General features: G+C 69.3%; 15 protein-coding genes. 6 read left to right on the top strand and 9 right to left on the bottom strand.

Annotated elements, in window-relative coordinates; all coding sequences use genetic code 11:
• Positions 1-27: 27 nt before the first annotated feature.
• On the top strand, positions 28-1,647 hold the full coding sequence (locus tag OV287_RS42960) for a glycerol-3-phosphate dehydrogenase/oxidase (RefSeq protein ID WP_267539839.1): 1,620 nt from the start codon (positions 28-30) through the stop codon (positions 1,645-1,647).
• 12 nt (positions 1,648-1,659) lie between these two features.
• On the opposite strand, the gene OV287_RS42965 is transcribed toward OV287_RS42960, so the two are convergent.
• Complete coding sequence (locus tag OV287_RS42965; protein WP_267539840.1) at positions 1,660-2,631, bottom strand: DUF6624 domain-containing protein; 972 nt, start codon at positions 2,629-2,631, stop codon at positions 1,660-1,662.
• Between the two features lie 245 nt (positions 2,632-2,876).
• On the opposite strand from OV287_RS42965, the gene OV287_RS42970 reads away from it, so the two are divergent.
• Entirely contained in the window at positions 2,877-3,710 is an 834-nt protein-coding gene (locus OV287_RS42970) for a hypothetical protein (RefSeq protein ID WP_267539841.1), read from the top strand.
• A gap of 1 nt (position 3,711) precedes the next feature.
• Here the strand turns inward: OV287_RS42970 and OV287_RS42975 are convergent, their stop codons facing one another.
• Genes OV287_RS42975 through OV287_RS42985 form a run of 3 tightly spaced genes read right to left on the bottom strand, consistent with a single transcriptional unit; the run spans position 3,712 to position 5,723 of the window.
• The gene (locus tag OV287_RS42975; protein WP_267539842.1) at positions 3,712-4,419 is read right to left on the bottom strand and encodes a hypothetical protein; all 708 of its coding nucleotides are present in this window, start codon (positions 4,417-4,419) and stop codon (positions 3,712-3,714) included.
• Complete coding sequence (locus OV287_RS42980) at positions 4,416-4,823, bottom strand: hypothetical protein (protein ID WP_267539843.1); 408 nt, start codon at positions 4,821-4,823, stop codon at positions 4,416-4,418. Before OV287_RS42980 ends, OV287_RS42975 begins: the two co-directional genes overlap by 4 nt.
• 27 nt (positions 4,824-4,850) lie before the next feature.
• Positions 4,851-5,723 (bottom strand): WGR domain-containing protein, encoded by an 873-nt coding sequence (locus tag OV287_RS42985; RefSeq protein ID WP_267539844.1) that lies wholly within the window; start codon positions 5,721-5,723, stop codon positions 4,851-4,853.
• A gap of 126 nt (positions 5,724-5,849) precedes the next feature.
• Here OV287_RS42985 and OV287_RS42990 point away from each other — a divergent pair, with 126 nt between their 5' ends.
• The gene (locus OV287_RS42990) at positions 5,850-6,323 is read left to right on the top strand and encodes a GNAT family N-acetyltransferase (protein ID WP_267539845.1); all 474 of its coding nucleotides are present in this window, start codon (positions 5,850-5,852) and stop codon (positions 6,321-6,323) included.
• A gap of 120 nt (positions 6,324-6,443) precedes the next feature.
• Positions 6,444-9,668 (top strand): serine/threonine-protein kinase, encoded by a 3,225-nt coding sequence (locus tag OV287_RS42995; RefSeq protein ID WP_267539846.1) that lies wholly within the window; start codon positions 6,444-6,446, stop codon positions 9,666-9,668.
• A gap of 177 nt (positions 9,669-9,845) precedes the next feature.
• On the opposite strand, the gene OV287_RS43000 is transcribed toward OV287_RS42995, so the two are convergent.
• Positions 9,846-11,534, bottom strand: coding sequence for an amidase (locus tag OV287_RS43000; RefSeq protein ID WP_267539847.1), 1,689 nt, complete (start codon positions 11,532-11,534; stop codon positions 9,846-9,848).
• Positions 11,535-11,692: 158 nt separating this feature from the next.
• A complete protein-coding gene (locus OV287_RS43005; protein WP_267539848.1) occupies positions 11,693-14,503 on the bottom strand; it encodes a Kelch repeat-containing protein in 2,811 nt (936 codons plus the stop codon).
• 330 nt (positions 14,504-14,833) lie between these two features.
• On the opposite strand from OV287_RS43005, the gene OV287_RS43010 reads away from it, so the two are divergent.
• Positions 14,834-15,067: a hypothetical protein gene (locus OV287_RS43010; protein WP_267539849.1), complete on the top strand. Its 234-nt coding sequence runs from the start codon at positions 14,834-14,836 to the stop codon at positions 15,065-15,067.
• A 6-nt stretch (positions 15,068-15,073) separates the two neighbouring features.
• On the opposite strand, the gene OV287_RS43015 is transcribed toward OV287_RS43010, so the two are convergent.
• The 3 genes from OV287_RS43015 to OV287_RS43025 form a co-directional block, all read right to left on the bottom strand.
• On the bottom strand, positions 15,074-15,931 hold the full coding sequence (locus tag OV287_RS43015) for an OmpA family protein (protein WP_267539850.1): 858 nt from the start codon (positions 15,929-15,931) through the stop codon (positions 15,074-15,076).
• A 161-nt stretch (positions 15,932-16,092) separates the two neighbouring features.
• Positions 16,093-16,485: a DUF2750 domain-containing protein gene (locus OV287_RS43020; RefSeq protein ID WP_267539851.1), complete on the bottom strand. Its 393-nt coding sequence runs from the start codon at positions 16,483-16,485 to the stop codon at positions 16,093-16,095.
• Complete coding sequence (locus OV287_RS43025) at positions 16,475-17,485, bottom strand: FAD-dependent oxidoreductase (RefSeq protein WP_267539852.1); 1,011 nt, start codon at positions 17,483-17,485, stop codon at positions 16,475-16,477. Before OV287_RS43025 ends, OV287_RS43020 begins: the two co-directional genes overlap by 11 nt.
• A gap of 106 nt (positions 17,486-17,591) precedes the next feature.
• Between OV287_RS43025 and OV287_RS43030 the strand changes: the two genes are divergently transcribed.
• Complete coding sequence (locus OV287_RS43030) at positions 17,592-18,380, top strand: SAM hydrolase/SAM-dependent halogenase family protein (protein ID WP_267539853.1); 789 nt, start codon at positions 17,592-17,594, stop codon at positions 18,378-18,380.
• The last annotated feature ends 99 nt before the right edge of the window (positions 18,381-18,479 follow it).

Genomic DNA, 18,479 nt, shown 5'->3' on the forward strand with positions numbered 1-18,479 from the left:
CAGGCCGTAGGGGGGAGTCGCAACACCATGTCCGCATTCACTGAACGAGAGGCGCTCTGGGGAGCGCTGGCACGGCCCTGGGATTTGCTCATCATCGGAGGCGGCATCACCGGCGCCTCCGTGCTCCGCGAGGCCACGCGCGCGGGATTGAAGGCCCTGCTCGTCGAGCAGCGAGACTTCGCCTGGGGCACCTCGAGCCGCTCCAGCAAGCTCGTCCACGGAGGTCTGCGCTACCTCGCCAACGGCGACGTGCCCCTGGTCCGCCAGTCCATTCGCGAGCGCCAACGGCTCATGGCCGAGGGCCACGGACTCGTGGTGCCCCTCGACTTCATGCTCGCCAGCCACCCCAAGGAGGGCGGCAAGCACTGGCAGGGCCGCGCCGGTATCTTCTTGTACGAGCTCCTCACCGGCAGGTGGCCTCGCGGCAACCATGGCTCCAACCGGCTGCGTGAGCTGGAGCCCTCGCTCGTGCAGGAGGAGGGACTCATCGGCGTCCCCTACGACGAGGCCTGGGTCGACGACGCACGGCTGGTGCTGCGCATCCTCCGTGAGGCCGTGGCGGCGGGAGGCTCGGCGCTCAACCACGTGCGTGTCACTGGCCTGCTCCGCGAGGAAGGCCGGGTCGCGGGCGTCGAGCTGACGGACACCGTCGGGCAGCGCTCCGCCACCGTCCGCGCCCGGGCCGTCGTCAACGCCACGGGCGTGTGGGCCGACTCGGTGCGAGCACACCTGTCCGCGGCCCCCAAGCTGCGCCCCCTGCGCGGCAGCCACCTCGTCTTCTCGTCCGAGCGGTTTCCCCTCTCGCACGGCATCAGCTTCCGGCACCCGCGCGGCGACCGCTTCGTGTGCATCATGCCCTGGGAGGACTCCACGCTCATCGGGACCACGGACCTGGACCACCACCCCTCGCTGGACCAGGAGCCCTCCATCTCCCCCGAGGAGGTGGCCTACCTCATGGAAGCGGTGGAGTCCCGGTTCCCCTCGCTGCGGCTCACCCTCGATGACGTGGTGTCGTGCTACGCCGGCGTGCGGCCTGTCATCTCCTCCGGCGCGAGCGACCCGTCCAAGGAGTCCCGCGAGCACCTCGTCCTCGAGGAAGAGGGGCTGGTTACCGTCACCGGCGGCAAGCTCACCACCTGCCGAGCCATCGCGCACGATGCCCTGCGCGCCCTCCGGCGCCGGATTCCCGAGCTGGCCGCCTTGAAGCCAGAGGGACCGTTCCTCGGCACGGCGCCCGCTCTGAACGAGGTGTCTCTCTCCCCGGAGGCTCGCACGCGCCTGCAAGGGCGCTATGGGGCGGACGCACCCGCGCTGGTGGCCGCGGCCCGTCCTGGGGAGCTGCACCCCGTCCCCGGCACCTCCACGCTCTGGGCGGAGCTGCGCTGGGCAGCCCGGAACGAGAGCGTCGTCCACCTGGATGACCTGCTGCTGCGGCGCGTACGGCTGGGGTTGCTGCTGCCGCGGGGAGGCGAGGCGTACCTGCCCGTCATCCGCGCCATCTGCCAGCAGGAGTTGGGCTGGGAGGACTCTCGCTGGGAGGCAGAGGCCCGCGCCTACCTGACCCTCTGGCGCATCCACTACGCACTCCCAGAGACTCCTCGTCCCCAGCACATCGGCCCGCCAGGGTCCATCACCCTGGCGAGCTGAGCCACCAACGGACTACTTGCCGCCCGAGGCCATGCGCAGCATCTGCGCGGTGTACTCGGCCATGGTGCCCAGGCCCACGGCCGCGCGGCGCGCATCCACGTTGGCCTCGTCCTCGATGGGGCGAGGCACCAGCTTGTCCTCCACCGTATGGAACTGGGTGCCGAAGCGCTGCGGCTTGCCCTCGGCCACCAGCACCCGGTCCGTCAGGTAGGCGAGGTTCGCCCCCGAGGCCTCACCCGCCGCCACTGCCTTCTCCAGCAACACCAGGCACTCCTTCTGGAAGGCCGGGTCGAGGTCCGCGTGCTGCACCAGCAGCCACGCCGCCTGTGCTCCGCGCTGGCTCACCAGCGTCTTCGTCGGCCAGCCCTCCTGCGCGATGATCTCCTTCATCCGCGCGGTGTTCTTCACGTCGACGGCCTTCATGCGCTCGTTGACCGCCGTGTCCTTGAAGTTCGCCGCGCCCGCCGCGCGCCGGGCGACCTGGTCCTCGTCCGCCATGCGCAGCAGCTCGTCCCGCAGCTCCGGCTTCTGGGCCGCGCTGAGCTTCGCCTCGTTGGCGGCCACCTTCTCGGCGATGCGCGCGAAGGCCGGGTCCTCGCGCACCGAGGCGAGATCCGGATCCATCTTCATGTGCCCAGCCGCGGCGAAGCCACTGTCAGCGGCGCGCTCCAGCCACGTGAGGGCCTCGGCCTTCTGGCCCGCGAGCGACGCAGCACAGGCGGCGTTGTAGCTCACGCCCTCGTTGCGCACGCCCTGCTCCCACGCCTGTTGGTAGAGCGGGAGCGACTCGGCGGCCTTTCCCTGCATGGCCAACGCATCCGCCTGGCGCGCCAGGTTGCGGGCCTCGGCCGTGGGTTCTGGAGCAGCGGCAGCGGGGGCGGAAGCAGCAGCGGGCGCGGTGGCCGCGGGCGTCTCGGTGGACGCGGTATGGGCACAGGCCGACAGCAGAGTCAGAGCAGCGAGCCGAACGATGAGGCGATTCATTCCATCATCTCCAGGGGTAGCTCCGGACGGGCGAAGTGCCGGTCCGAAAGGGGGGGGCAGGATGCTACGGAGTACCAACCCCTCCCCTTCTGGCTGGACTCCAGGCAGGCGGCCAGCGCTTCTCAGCGCGTGATAGCCACGTCACCCAAGATTTCTGATTACTTGGATTTTCACGCCAAAGTCCAACTTGATTTGAACTCACAGCACATCGACCGTGTCCACCATGTCCGATAGAGTCCGCAGCCATGAATTTCGTAAGCCGGAAGCTGTGGATCGTCGGAGGAATGAGCCTGGCGCTGGGTGCGTGTGGGGCGGGGAAGGTAGTGCCGGTGCAGCGGTACAGCCTGGGAGTGTCCCGCGCGGACTACCGCGACTACACGGGAGCCAAGTCCAACATCTGTGACGCGGAGCCCCGCTGGTTGACGGACGAGCTGAGCGCGATGAACGGACTGATGACGCGCTTCTTGTCCGAGACGGAGCAGGTGAAGAACCCGCAGTCGGTGGATTACGCACGGTCCGTGGAGCTGCTGAAGGAGGCGGCGGGCTCGCTGGAGAAGGTGCTGAAGGTGCACCAGACCAACCTCCAGGCGATGCAGAAGTGCGGCTTCGCCAGGTCCGGAGCCTTCCCGGACATCGCCAAGCGCGGCACGGAGCTGCTGGAGCAGTCGCGGGCGCGGCTGGCCGGTGGTGGCCAGTTGCTCGCCCTGGAGGAGGTCCAGCGCAAGTGGAAGGAAGAGGCGCCGCAGCGGGAGCAGACGGCACGCCAGACGTGGTGCGCGAAGACGCCCGAGGTGGGCAGCACCGACCTGTACTACGCGCGCAAGTTCGCCGATGGCCGCACCGAGTGGCTCTTCTGTGATGGCCACGTCGTCCAGTCCGCCGCCACCGGAGGCGAGCCGACGCTGGTTTCACCCGAGGGCCTCAGCGCGAAGGACCGCCGCAAGGTGAAGCCGCCGCGCTACCTCGAGGCGGCCCAGAGCTACCCGGCGGAGGAGATCGACAAGCAGCCGAAGAGCGTCGCGGACGCGGCGGCTCCGGCTCCCGCGCCCGCGCAAAGCACGGCCGCGGGCGGCAACTGAGCTACGGCGCGTACGTCACCGCCAGGTGATTGGCGGTGAGCACCATCCGGCGCGGCACGGCGTTGCCGCCCTGAATGGTGAGATCGAAGGCGAAGGGCAGGCGCAGCACACGCTCGTTCATCGCATCCCGCAGCATGCCTTCCGCCTGGCTGTTCGAGTTGGCCTTGAGCCGCGTCCTCGTGGCGTTGGCTCGGGCCACCAGGGCGTTCTCCGAGCTTATCGACAGCTCCACCACGAGGTCCGCCACCACGCCGGCGGCCACGCCCGATTGGAACTTGCGGACCTCGGCCTGGTAGGCCTTGGGGACGCTGCCGGTGTAGCGGATGTTGTCCCCCCGCATCTCGGCGCGGCAAGTGAGCGTGTTGAGCGGCCCGAAGCGCACGTCGGAGATGCGCTCGATGATGACCTCACCCTGGAGCTGCTTGTGGAAGTTGCGCGCGGCCATCCGCATGGGCAGCAGCTGCGAGGCCATCTGCTCCAGCGCCGCGGGCGAGTAGTACATGGTGAAGGAGCGCCCCGCCTTGCCGGGTGAGCGCAGCTCCTCGGTGTAAGCGGAGACGGACTGGAGGGCCCGATCCGTCTCCCCCAGCTCCTGGGTAAGGCGCTGGTTCTCCTTCTCGGCCTGCCGCATCCGCGTGGCGGGGTCGGTGACGCAGCCAGCACTCGCGAAGGCCCATAGCACCAGCAGGCCCAGGGAGCGCGCCTTCATGGCCCCACCACCTTGCAGTTCCCCTGGGCCACGCGCCAGCCGCCCACCGTCCGGGGCGAGGAGAACGTGGCCGTCATGCGGTGGGGCTGGCCGCGCAGCTGGAACTGGGCATGGATGGCACCCGAACGGGGCAGCCCCTGCACCTGCGCGTTGGTCGGAGCCACTCCCACGCAGCCCAGGTTGTTCAGGCCGGCGGCGCCCTCCACCTGCGTCACCCCCTGGAAGGATTGCTGCAGCTCGGCCTTCTTGCGGCTCAGCTCCGCGCGCAGCTCCTCGTTGCGCGCCTCCAGCGCCTCGGCGCGCTGCTCCGCGGAAGAGCCCGAGGACGCACGGGAGCCACTTCTGCCTGAAGCACACCCGGCCGCGCACAGCGCGAGCACGGGCAGCCAACACCAGCGGGACATGTTCATGGCCCGCAGGGTACCACCCGCTCACCCGCCCAGACGGGACAGGCGCTCGGCGAGGCGGGCATCGCCTCCGGCATCCAGGGAGCGCAAGAGGGCCGGCAGCGAGCTGCCCCCTGAGACCAGGTGCCCCTCGACGTGCGGGCGCAGCGCGCTCCAACGCTTCTCCCAGCCCTCCTCGGGAGCACCCTTCGCCCGGGGCCGCGTCTCCAGCAGCGAGCCCAGGCGCAGTGCCAGCTCGGGCTCACCGAGCACCTCGGCCTGGCGGGACAGCAGCCCAATCGCGGCCTGGGCCGTCGCACCAGCGGGCGCGCGCTTCCACTGCTCCAGCGTCCGGAGGAAGGCCGCGGCCTCCAGCTCGGACAGCAGCTCCATGGCCACCCAGAGCGGCAGCCGCGACTCGCCCTGGGGCGCGACCACCTTCGCCATCAACGACGAGAACACCGGGCCCAGAGCCGGGTGGCTGGCCGGGTCCACGCCGCCCAGCGCCCGGAGCGCACTCCGCGCCCGGCGGGCCTGGAGCGACACTCGCCAGCTCCGTCCCCCCACCCGCGAGTCCAGCGCGGCGAGCGCCTCGGCGGCCGCCGTCACCTGCTCGGCGGAGGGCTTGCCCCCACGCACCCGGGGAGGCAGCGAGAGCTTCGGAGCAGCCGCGGCCGCACCCTTCGCGCCCTTGGGGGCTGGGGCGGGCTCGGCGGACACCTCGTGGTAGCCCTCGCGCAGCTTCTCGGCCACCTTGCGCTCGTACTCGCGCCGGGCGCCCGCCTCGTCGTCGAACTCCTTCTCCTTGCGCTGCCCGTCGGTGCCCAACCGCCCGAACACCACAATGAAGGTGTTACCCTGGACGTCGGCCATCCAGAACTTCGCGCTGGTGCCCTCCACGAACTCAAACCTGCGCATGGTGCTGCCCCTCCCGTACCCGGTGTGCGGATGCTGGCCGGACGCTACTACGAGCGGCGGTGGCGCTCCCACTCCAGAAGACACGAGCAGCCCCACACTCGCGGCCAGGGCGTTAGCATCGCGCACATGATTCGTTCGGCGACCCCCGCGGATGTCCCCGCCATTGCCCGGCTGATCCGAGCCCTGGCCGAGTACGAGAAGCTCTCCCACGAGGTCGTCCTGCGCGAGGAGGACCTCCAGCAGCATCTCTTCGGTGATCGGCGCTACGCCGAGGTCGTCCTGGCCGAGGACGGCGGACAGGTGGTGGGTTTCGCCCTCTTCTTCCACAACTACTCCACCTTCCTGTCCAAGCCGGGCATCTACCTGGAGGACCTCTTCGTGCTGCCCGAGCAGCGCGGACGGGGGCACGGCAAGCGCCTGTTGTCGCACCTGGCGAAGCTCGCCGTGGAGCGGGGCTGCGGGCGCTTCGAGTGGTCCGTGCTCGACTGGAACACGCCCTCCATCGAGTTCTACAAGTCGTTCGGCGCGGTGCCGATGAACGACTGGACCGTCTTCCGCGTCACCGGGGACGCGCTGCAGCGGCTGGCCCGAGCCGCCTGAGCCCGTCCGCCCTCCAGCCAACCTGCCACGAAGCATCGCCGGGCGTTGATTGCCAAATCGGTGTAACGATGCGTTCTCGCGTCCACGCGGGCGTGACATTCTGCGGAGTAACGAGGCCGCATGAAGTCCTTCGATGACAAAGAGCGCCGCACTCTCGTGAGTGACGAGCGCCGCACGCTCGCGCCCGAGGAGCCTCGGCACACGCTCGTGCCCGAGGAGCCCCGGCACACGCTCGTGCCCGAGGAGCCCCGGCGCACGGTCGTGACGGACGACCGGCGCACGGTGAACATCGGCGCGGGGGACGCAGCAAGGCCTCAATCCCACACCCTACCCCATGAGGCACCCACGCTCGGCCGGGGGACGCCCCTGGACCGGTACGTGGTGTTGGATCCCCTGGGCGAGGGCGGCATGGGGATGGTGTACGCCGCGTACGACTCGGTGCTGGACCGGAAGGTGGCGCTGAAGCTGCTGCCTCCTGGAGATCCCGACGGAGGCCCCGAGATGACCTCGGGACGGGCCCGGCTGCTGCGCGAGGCGCAGGCCATGGCCCGGCTGTCCCATCCCAACGTGGTGGCCGTCTACGACGTGCACCAGCACGACTCCCAGGTCTTCATGGCCATGGAGCTGGTGGATGGTCAGACGCTGCTGCAGTGGGAGCGGGAGCAGCCGCGGAGCTGGAGGGAGCTGCTCACCGCCTACCTGGCCGCGGGACGGGGACTGGCCGCCGCGCATACCGCCGGGCTCGTCCACCGCGACTTCAAGCCCACCAACGTCCTGGTGGGCAAGGACGGCCGTGTCCGGGTGACGGACTTCGGACTGGCGCGCCCGCACAACGCCCCACCGGAGCCCGTGTCCGACACCGCGGCGCCGGCCCCGGACACCAGCCCGGTCAAGACGCACAGCCTGCTGGAGCTGAACCTGACGCAGCGGGGTGCGGTGCTGGGCACGCCGGCCTACATGGCGCCCGAGCAGTTCCGCGGCGCCACCGCGGACGCGCGAAGCGATCAGTTCTCCTTCGCCGTGTCGCTGTGGGAAGCCCTCTACGGCGTGCGTCCCTTCGAAGGCGCCTCGCCCAGCGAGCGCCGGGAGAATGTGCTGGCCGGGCGCATCAACCCTCCGCCGCCCTACTCCAAGGTGCCGCCGTGGGTGAACCGCGCCATGCTGCGCGCCCTCAACACGGCGCCAGAGGCCCGCTACCCCTCGCTGGACGCGCTGCTGACCATCCTGGAGAGGGACCCCGCTCGGGTGCGCCGCCGCTGGCTGGCGGTCGCGGGCCTCGGCCTGCTGGTGACGGGCTCGGGCGTGCTGGCCTGGTCCACCTGGCACCAGCGCCAGGCGCAGCTGTGCACCGGCGGCCCGGAGAAGCTGGTGGGCATCTGGGACGCACGGAGCAAGGCAGCCATCGAGAAGGCCTTCTTCGCCACGGGCCGGGACTATGCCCGCGACACCTGGGTGCGCGTGCGCGAGGCGCTCGACGCGTACACCGGCGAGTGGCGGAACATGTACCAGGACACCTGCGCGGCCACTCGCATCCGGGGCGAGCAGTCCGAGGCCGTCATGTCCCTGCGCATGGCGTGCTTGGAGGGCCGTCGGCAGGAGTTGGCCGCGCTCACCGAGGTCTTCACCGACGCGGACGAGACGGTGGTGGAGAAGGCCATCTTCGCCACCAGCTCCCTGCGGCGGCTGTGGGGCTGCGCGGACGTGGAGGCGCTCATGTCCGAGGTGAAGCCGCCCGAGGACGCCACCACCCGCAAGGCCGTGGAGGCGGTGCGCGCCCAGCTCGCCCGCGTCAAGGCGCTCACCGAGGCCGGTAAGTTCAAGGAGGCCCTGGAGCTGGCGACCGAGGTGGCCCAGAAGGCGCCCACGTTGGGCTACTCGCCCGTGCACGCCGAGGCGCTCTTCATGCAGGCGTGGGTGCAGATCATCTCCGGGGAGAACAAGGGCGTGCCCCCGCTGCTCACCGATTCGCTGTGGCTGGCGCACGCCTCCCGGCACGACTCGGTAGCCACCTCCGCCGCCGTCCGGCTGATGGGCTACTACAGCCAGCGCGGTCCCGAGGAGGAGACGCGCCGCTGGGAGTCCTTCGCGCAGGCCTCGCTCGACCGGCTGGGAGAGAACGGGGAGCTGCGGGCCATCTACCACAACAACCGGGGCCTCTCCTTCTATCAGCAGGGCCACTTCGCCGAGGCGTACGAGTCCTTCGACAAGGCCTTCGCGCTGGCGGAGCAGACGCTCGGCCCCGCGCACTCGACGACGCTGCGCTATGCCAGCAACTCGTTGGCCGCGCTGGGCAACCTGGACCGCATGGACGAGTCTCTGCGGGCCCTGGAGACACTCGTCTCCGTGGGGGAGAGCAACCTCGGACCCCTGCACCCGTTCCTCGTCCAGCCGATGATGAACCTGTCGAACACGTACGTCATACAGGGGCGGCTCGCCGATGCACGGCGGATCCTCGACCGGGTGCGGGAGATCGTGAAGCGGGCCTTCCGGCCCAACTCAGAGGAGTGGGCGCACTACCACCTCTCGGCGGGAGAGCTGGACAGCGAGCAGGGCCGGGACGCCGAGTCGCTCGAGCACTACGAGGAGGCCGCGCGCCTGTACCGGACACTCACGGGACCGGAGAGCCCGGATGCGCTGCAGTCGCTCGTGCGGGTGGCCGAGGCCCAGATGTCGCTGGAGCGGCTGAACCAGTCCCAGCAGACCTTCCAGCAGGTGCTGGAGCTGACGAAGAAGGATCCGCAGCAGCAGGAGCACATCTACACGCAGGCCCTGAGCGGACTGGCGACGCTCCACGCGGTGCGGGGCCAGCATGACAAGGCGCTCCGGCTGCGCCAGCAGGTGCTGGAGTTGCGCGAGCGATTCCTCGGCTCCGAGCACTTCAACACGTCGCTGATCCGCATGGACGTGGCCAACAGCCAGCTCGAGTTGGGGCAGCCCGCGCGTGCACTCACCCTCTTCGAGCAGGTGCGGACGCTCTTCGAGAAGACGGCGGACCTGGAGTCGCCGGTAGGCGCGCTGTTGATGGCAGGCAAGGGCGAGGCATTGCGCAAGCTGGGCAGGGCCACCGAGGCGATTCCCCTGCTCGAGAGCGCGCTACAGATCGTGGCGAACCACAAGGGCCGTCCCGAGTACCAGGCCACCGTCCAATCCGCGCTGGCCCGAGCCTTGTGGGACGCGAGGCAGACGCCCGAGCGGGTGCTGAAGCTCGCCATGGCGGCACGAGCCACGTACGCCCGGACGCCTATCCTTCGCGCGAACGAGTTGGCGCAGCTCGATGCGGTGCTGAAGCGGTACGAGCCAAAATCAGCCCCGCCCGAGGCCATGGCGCATCCCGCCCCGCCGTGAGATGTCCCCTCTCCCTCTGGGAGAGGGCTAGGGTGAGGGTCTTCCCAGCCTCAATGTGGCTACATCGGGATGAGGGACGTTCCGCGAACACAGGGACAACCCTCACCCCCCGCCCTCTCCCAGAGGGAGAGGGAGCATGCGCAACCCGACCGACTCAAAGAACTCGCTGACTCTCCGCTAGACCTTGGGCACCTGACGCAAGTCCGCGGTCGGGGCGAAACCAGGGGCGCGGCGGTGCTTGGAGGCCTGCTCGTAGGCGAAGGCGAGTCGCAGGAGCACGGGCTCGCTCCAGGCGCGCCCGATGAAGGAGAGGCCCACGGGCAGACCGGCCACATAACCAGCGGGGACAGTGATGCTGGGATACCCCGCGACGGCAGCCGGCGTGGAACTGCTGCCCAGCCAGTGGTCACCATTCACCAGGTCAATGAGCCCTGGTGACGCCTGGGTCGGAGCAACGAGCGCATCGAGCTTGTGCTTCGCCATGACGGCATCGATGCCCTGCTCGCGCGAGAGCTTCCGGCAGGCCTCGAGCGCCTTGCGGTACTTCTTGTCGGTGAGAGGCCCCTTCTCCTGAGCCTGATGGAAAAGCTCCTGGCCGAACCAGGGAAGCACGGTGTCGCGGTTCTCCTCGTTGAACCGAATGAGGTCCGCGAGCGTCTTCAGCCGGGTCCGTTCCCCGAGCCCAGCGAGGTAGGCCTCGATATCGGCCTTGAACTCGTAGAGCAGCACCTCCATCTCCGGCTCGTCCATCTTCGAGGCGGTGGGGATGTTGGCCTCATCGACGATGACAGCGCCCTGGGCCTTCATGAGCTCGAGAGCCTGAGCGACGAGCGCATCGGTGGCGGGGTGGTAGCCGAAGAAGCGCTGGCGAGGAACGCCGATGCGAGCCCCCTTCAACCCATTGGGGTCAAGGAAGCGAGTGTAGTCCACATGCGCGTGGCCCTTGCTCGAGGCCGTCACGGCATCGGTCGGGTCGTTGCCCGCGAGAACCCCCAGGAGCGCGGCAGCATCAGCCACGGTGCGCGTCATGGGGCCGGCGGTGTCCTGGCTGTGCGAGATGGGGATGATGCCCGAGCGGCTCACGAGCCCGAGGGTGGGCTTGAGACCAACGAGCGAGCACGCCGCCGAGGGAGAGACGATAGAGCCATCCGTCTCGGTGCCAACGGACACGGCGCAGAAGTTGGCGGCGGTGGCGGCACCGGAGCCCGAGCTGGAGCCCGAGGGTGTCCGGTCGAGGGCATAGGGATTGCGGCACTGACCACCGCGCGCGCTCCACCCGCTGGAAGAATGCGTCGAGCGGAAATTGGCCCACTCGCTGAGGTTCGTCTTGCCGAGGATGACGGCGCCCGCGGCGCGCAGGCGCTCCACCACGAAGGCATCGCGCGAGGGAACAGCACCCACGAGGGCGAGGGAGCCCGCGGTGGTCTGCATCTTGTCCGCGGTCCCGATGTTGTCCTTGATGAGGACGGGGATGCCATGAAGAGGACCGCGAGGCCCCTTCGTCTTGCGCTCCTCATCGAGCGCCGCGGCGATAGCAAGAGCGTCCGGGTTGAGCTCGATGACAGACCTGAGCGGGAGGTCGCCCTTGCGGTCCAGCTCCTGGATGCGCGCGAGGTAGCGCTCGGAGAGGCTGTGAGCGGTGTGCCGTCCCGACTCCATGGCGGCCTGGAGCTCGGAGACGGTGGCCTCCTCGAGCTCAAAGGAGCCGCCGTGCGGAGCGGGGGCGGGAGCACGCGCGGCGTTGCTCGGAGAGGGCTGCGCATGGACATCCAGGGCGACCAGCGTGCTGGCGGCGGCCGCGCCACCGAGGAGCGTGCGGCGGCTCAGTCCCTGGGAGCTTCCGGGAGGAGGAGTGGGCTTCTTCATGGAGGGCCCGGAGTACAGCAGCGGACGAGGGCGGCCACAACCCGGGGACCGCATCACCCCTGGCCCCTGCGCCATACACCACCCGTGCGAGACTCGGAGGCACCACCGGGAGAGCGGCGAGCACCGCCCTCCCGGGCCTCCAACGAGAGACACACGGATTACAGCCCGGTCAGGTCGTAGTACTCTGCGGACGACTGGTCGTGGTTGCTCACCCCACCCACCGCGAGCACCGCGCCATCGTTGAGCAACGTAGCGGTGTGCCAGTAGCGGTCCACGTTCATGGCCGCCGTGTCGCTCCAGGTGCCCGTGACCGGGTCATACAGCTCGGCCGAGGTCATGAGACCCGTCAGCTCGTGGTAGCCACCAGCGACCAGCACCCGGCCATCCGGGAGCACGTTGGCGGTATGGAACCGGCGCGGAGAGCCCATGCTGCCCGTGGCTGACCACGTATTGCGAGCCGGGTCATACACCTCCGCCGACGCGCTCAGCGCCATGTCGAAGCCCGAGCCACCCGCCACCAGCACCTTGCCGCCAGGCAGCAGGACCGCGGTATGGGAAGCGCGGCCCGTGCCCAGCCCCGCCACCACCGTCCAAGTTCCAGTAGCCGGGTCGTAGAGTTCCGCGGAGGAGAGCAAGTTGTTGGAAGCATCGCTGCCGCCCGCCACCAGCACCTTGCCATCGGGCAGCAGGGTCATGGTGTGGAAGGCGCGCGCCGTGTTCAGGCCGCCGGTATAGGACCAGGCACCCGTGGCCGGGTCATACAGCTCGGCCGAGGCCAGCGTGTTGTTGTCGTACTCACCCACGCGACCACCGGTCACCAGCACCTTGCCATTGGGCAGTAGAACAGCGGCATGGTGGAAGCGCAGGGTGTTGAGCTGGCCCGCGGAGCTCCACTTGCCCTGGGTCGGCACATACAGCTCCGCGGTGGCGTTGGTGATGGGGCTCGAACCGCCGCCCGAGATGAGCACCCGGCCATCCGGCAGCTTCGTGGCCGTGTGGCCGCGGTGAGAAGCCAGCGTGTTACCCGTGGCGGACCAGGTCCGAGTCTCCGGGTTGTAGAGCTCGGAGGTGGTGTTGAATCCACCGGCCACCAGCACCCGGCCGTCATCCAGCAGCGTAGCGGTGTGCATCAGCCGGGGCAGGGCCAGGCCACCCGTCGGAATCCAACTGCCACCCCGGCCCTCGCACGTGCCGGAGGCGTCCGAAACCACCGTCACCGTCCGGGTGACGCTGCCCGCGTTGCCGGCCCCGTCCTTCGCCGAGTACGTGAGGGTATAGGTGCCCGGCACACGGGTGTTGACCGAGCCGGACACGGTCACCGTGGACGACAGGTCCCCGTAGCAACGGTCGGTGGCCACCGCGCCCGCCTCGACGTAGGGCGCGCCGCACTCGAGCATCTCCGACGAGGCGCCCACCAGCGACACCTCAGGAGCCAGGGTGTCCCGCACCGTCATGGTGAAGGGGCAGGAGGTGACGTTGCTGCCGTAGTCCTGGGCGAAGTGCCAGAAGGTCTCCGTCTGGCCCACGATGACAACGGGGCCCGTGGTGGGGCCACCGAAGAGCGCCCCGCAGTTGTCGCTGAAGCGCGAGACGGGGGCGTAGAGGACGGTGTGACGATTGCCCGCGCACTCGGCCACGATGTTGTCCGGGCAGGTGATGCTCGGCGGCGTGGTGTCAGCGACGGTCACCGTGCCCGCGCAGCTCGACAGCAGGCCGGAGGGATCAAGGCAGGTCAACCCCACGAGGTGTGAGCCCAACCCCAAAGAGCCAACCAGCCCCTGGGTACACTGCACCGGATCCCCATCCGGGTCATACGAGCCGTCATTCACCGAGGGGACCTGGGCGCTACAGGTAGAGCCAGCCGACAGGGCCACGTCCTTGCACCGAGCCACCGGCGGACGGTTGGTAGAGACGGAACGGCAGGAAGCGCTGCACGAGCCGGAGCCGTTGGCCGCGCCGGTGTCACACTGCTCGCCCGGGTCCAGCGTGCCGTCACCACACCAGTGCGGGCGGCACACGGACGAGCACAGCGTGCCCGGCACACCGTTGCTGGAGCCGGTGTCACACTCCTCGGGGTACTGCACCACGCCATCGCCACAGCGCAGGGGAATGGCACCACGAGCCAGGATGTAGGGCACTCCGTGCGAGCCGTTCGCGAAGTCCTGCGAGCCCGGCAGGCGGGCACCATTCACTGGATCTCTCGCGATGACGAGCGGCGTGAAGTTGGCGGCCGGGTAGGAATCAAAGGCCTCGTGCACGGAGCAGTTCCACTTGGACAGGAGGGTGTCCGTCAGGCCTGACAAAGCGGCATGCGTGGCAACAATGTGCGCGTCGTCGTAGCAGCCCACGCCCGTCACGGTGAAGGTACCGAATGGCTCCAGCACCGGCACCGGAGTACTGGGATCGGTGTCGTGGTAGTAGCAGCTCAGGTTGATATAGGCGCCCGTCTTGCCCTCTTGAGCGGCGGCGAACCCGACGGCGTTCTTCGTGACCTGATCCTTGTAGTGGTACACGGGATCCGTCCCCACGATGATGACGTTGCCGTCGACCACGGGGCCCCAGATGCTGCGGCTCTTCGACGCCGCGGAGATCAAACTCAAGCTGCCGCCACACGTGGAGTCGCCCAGGATGATGGCGCGGTAGCCAGCGAAGTCCGCTGAGCTCATCGCGGCCCAGGCGGAGTTGGAGACCACATCCACCGCGTAGCCCAGGCTCCGGGCGGACACTGCCTCAACACTGTTGTCGCCCCCCGTCACCGAGCTGCCGAGAATGAGCACCTTGCTGGTGCTACCCAGACCCTGCGGGCGCGTGCTCGCGGCCGTGGGGGCCACCAGCTCGGGCGACGGACTTTCGGTGTCCGAATCCGGTGCCAGCTCACCGCCGCAGGCCGTGAGCAACAGCACGCCCAGGACCATTCGCATCCGGTAGCGGAGGCCGCCCCAGCTCTTCGTGTGGTTATCAAACGGCATGGGTTCCCTACCCTCGTGGTTCGGACGTGCCGCTCTCTACCCGAGAGCCGTCGCACCCGTGACGGCGCGGGAGAACCCGCCGTCTGGTTCCCGGCGCCCTGTCCTGTCCAAGACAGCAGGAGCACTCCGGCGGAGTCGTTGTACACCAGCGCGCGCGGTGGGCGCCCCCACCCCCGGGGATTCGAGGGCGCGGGGAAAAGCCCGGGGAGGCGTGGAATCGCCGGCCGCTGGCGGGGCCAGGACCCCTTCCTGGAGCCCCTGGCCACCGAGCGAGCAGCACGGGTCCCTCCGCTTGTTCCCTTCCGGACACATGCCCAACTTTGGGGGGCGATGAAGACCTCAGCGACGATTCCGGCCTGGGTGCTGTACCTGCTCACTCCCATGATGGCGCTCGCGCAGACGGCGCCCATCACGGACAGCCAGAAGGTGAACCAGTATGTCACCCACAGCTCGGCGCTCTGGTACTGGGTGGCGATGCTCGTGGTGGCGGCGGTGGCCTTCGCGGTGGTGTCCTTCCGCCTCTCCAAGCGCAGGCAACCGCCTCACCGTCCGAGCACGCCCTGACGCGCACTAGCGCGCGTCCGCTGCCGTCTTGGCCCCGCCCTGCTTGCCCGCGGGGAGATCCGGAATGAGGAGGATCTCGATGCGCCGGTTGCGGGCGCGGCCCTTGGTCGTGGCGTTGCTGGCCACGGGCTTCGTGTCGGAATGGCCCGCGGCCACCAGCTTGCTGGCGGGAACGCTGGCCTTCTCTCCGAGGAAGCGCACCACGTTCACCGCGCGGGCCACCGACAGCTCCCAGTTCGTCGGGAAGGTGGCCGCCAGCCGCTGCGAAGGCGGCGCATCATCCGTGTGGCCCGACACGAGGATGGAGCGGTTCTCCACCTTGGCGAGCACCGCGCCCAGCCGCGCCAGCACCTCCGTCCCGCGCTGCGACAGGCTCGCCTCGCCGGAGTCGAAGAGAATCTTGTCCACCAGGTCCACCTGGATGCGGCCCTCGGCCTGCGACAGGCGAATCTCCCCGTCGGAGATCTCCGCCTTCAGCTTCTGCTCGATGTCCTCATAGGTCGCCTTGAGGCGCGCCAGCTCGGCGTCCTTCTCCTGGACCGCCTGCTGGAGCTGCTCGCGCTCGGTGGACAGCCGCGTGCGCTCGTCCTCGAGCGCCGTGAGCTTCTGGTCCTTCGCCGCGAGCTGCCCCGACAGCTTCTCCTCCAGGGCCTTGCGCGCCTGCTCCGTGCTTTCCGTCTGCGCGCGAGCATCCGCGGCCGCCTTCTCCGCCGCCTCCGCACGCTCCTTCTGCACCGAATACGCGCCGAACCCGAAGTAGCCCGCGACCCCCGCGAGCAACACCACCGTCGCCGTCACCAGCCACGGAACCCAGGGCTTCGAACCACCACTCTCGCCCTTGGGGCCAACCCCCTTCGCATACACAGTCTTTTCAGAATCTCCAGGCATGGCGCGCAAGCTAGAAGCCCCACCCGGTGCGCCTCAAGGCGTTGCAGGTACGCACAGGTGTCTGGAGGTGCAACGTTCCACCAACGGCGGAGCGTCAGCCGCTCCACGCCGCTCGTTTACAGCCGGGGCCCGAAGTTTCAGGCCAGGGGTCCGCTCGCCCCGCGCAGGGCCTCGATGAGCTCGCCCGCGGACACCGGGTGCCCCTGCCCTTCCGGCGTGAAGAAGATGCCCACCGGCATCCCCTCCTCCTCGAGCTGCGGCAGCACGTTCTCCAACAGCTCATGCAGCTTGATGGCGCGAGGCTGGAAACCGGACCACAGCCGCGTGGCGCAGATGGCGGCGAACTCGGGTGCGGGCCAGAGCGGCAGCACATCCCGCCCTGCGTCATCGAGCGCGAGCGCCCAGCCCTCGCCATCCAGTCCCCAGACCTCACCGGACTCCGCCACCCGCTGGAGGAAGTATGCGTAGCGCCGGGCTGCGGGCAACCGCAGCACGGCCTGCATGCGATCCTGGCTCTGCTCACTTTCCATGGGTCCTCCCAGTGCTCGAAGGATGTCTGGCCGGTCCGACACGGGACGCGTCACCGGCGACCTGGCTCACGAGCGAGACCACCTCCTCGGCGCATCCCCAGGAGAGTGTCACGCCCGCCCCGCCATGTCCGTAGTTGTGAAGGACGTGACGTCCTCCCACCTGCTCCAGCTCGAGGCGTACGGCGGGCCGTCCGGGCCGCAGCCCCACGAGGTGCTGCAACACCTGGAGGCGAGTGCCCGGGGGAAGCAGCCGCGCCGCGCGCGCGAGGATGGCCTCGGCCTGGGCCGGGTCCGGCTCCAGCGACCAGCTCCCCTCCACCGCCGTGCCACCGAGGATGCAGTCGTCGATGCGAGGAATGAGGTAGGTCATGCCCCGCGCCTCGTCCTGCTCGTCGAGGAGGAAGCGCTCCAGCGGGAGCGGCGCCACGCGGAGCACCTCGCCGCGGATGGGGAAGAGCGTCTCGTCTCCCAGGAGGGAGCGCGAGCCCAGGCCGGTGCAGTTGATCACCAGCGGAGCCACCTCGAAGGCCTCGTCGAGTGAGCGCACCTCGCGCTGGAGCACGGAGCCGCCGAGCCGGCGGAAGCGCGCCAGCAGGTACGGGAGGTAGCGCCGCATGTCGATGACGGGGGCCTCGAACACGAAGCCATCCACGAAGCCCGGGAGCAGCTCGGCGGGAGTGGCGCGGCGGAAGCCGGGCACGCTCGGAGACCACCACGGGTCAGGCGCGGGCCAGAGCAGCAGCTCGATTCCGAGGACACGCCGCACGCCGGTGTCGGGCTGTGTGGCGAGCGTGCACAGCTCCTCGAGGGTGCGCCCGGCCCAGGCGGTGACACGCTCCTGGGGAAAGGCGCGGTACGGGTACCAGACGGCCGCCGCGACATCGGACGTGGTGTGCGGGGGCAACTCGCGCGCCCAAATCTCCACCGAGTGCCCGGCTTCGAGCAGCCGGACACCGCAGGACAGGCCAGAGACTCCACAGCCGAGGATGACGACGCGCATGGGAGACAGGGGGCAGTTCCCTGTTCTATCGCGGATGAGGCCCGGGAAGTGAATGCCCCCCCGCTGAATCCCTGAACCGGGGCGGTGCGGCTATCCTCCAGACGCGATGCAAGCACCCCTCATCAGCCTGCTGACGGACTTCGGCTTGACGGACACCTACGTAGGGCAGATGAAGGCGGCACTGCTCCGGATTGCTCCGAATGCACTCCTCGTGGACCTCACGCACGAAGTACCCGCACAAGACGTGAAGGCAGGAGCCTTCCTCCTATGGAGTGCGGTGGAGGCATTCCCCGAGGGCTCGCTGCATCTGGCGGTGGTGGATCCGGGCGTGGGCTCGACGCGACGCGCTGTGGCGGCGAGGACACGGAGAGGTGACGTGCTGGTGGGGCCGGACAACGGGCTGCTGGTGCCGGCGCTCGAGCAGCTCGGAGGACTGGCTGCGGCGGTCGAGCTGACCGCGCCGGAATACTGGGGACCGAAGCAGTCGAGAACCTTCCACGGGCGAGACGTGTTCGCTCCAGTGGTGGGACACCTGGCGGCGGAAGTACCGCTGGAGAAGCTCGGCCGGGCGCTACAGGACCTGGAGAGACCGTTCTCATTCCCACCACCGAAGGAGGAGGACGGGTGCCCGGTGGGCGAGGTGCTCCACGTGGACACCTACGGCAACCTCATCACCAATCTCCCGGGAGCGGTGCTGCCAGCCCGCTTCCGAGTACATCTCGGCAACACGGTCATCGAAAACGCGCCCCAAGCGCACTACCAGGCGGTCGCGCAGGGAAAACCCTTATCACTGGTGGGCAGCGCGGGACTGTTGGAGGTGTCCGTGCGGGACGGCAGCGCGGCAGAGGTGCTCGGGGTAGGCCGGGGAGCGCGAGTGCGCATCGAGCCCCGCTGAGACAAGCCCACTGAGACAAACCCGCAGAGACAAGCCCACTGAGGCAAGCCCCCTCTCCCTCTGGGAGAGGGCTGGGGTGAGGGTATGTCCTTCCCACCG

Source organism: Archangium lansingense (assembly GCF_026626635.1).
GTDB classification, from domain to species: domain Bacteria; phylum Myxococcota; class Myxococcia; order Myxococcales; family Myxococcaceae; genus Archangium; species Archangium lansingense.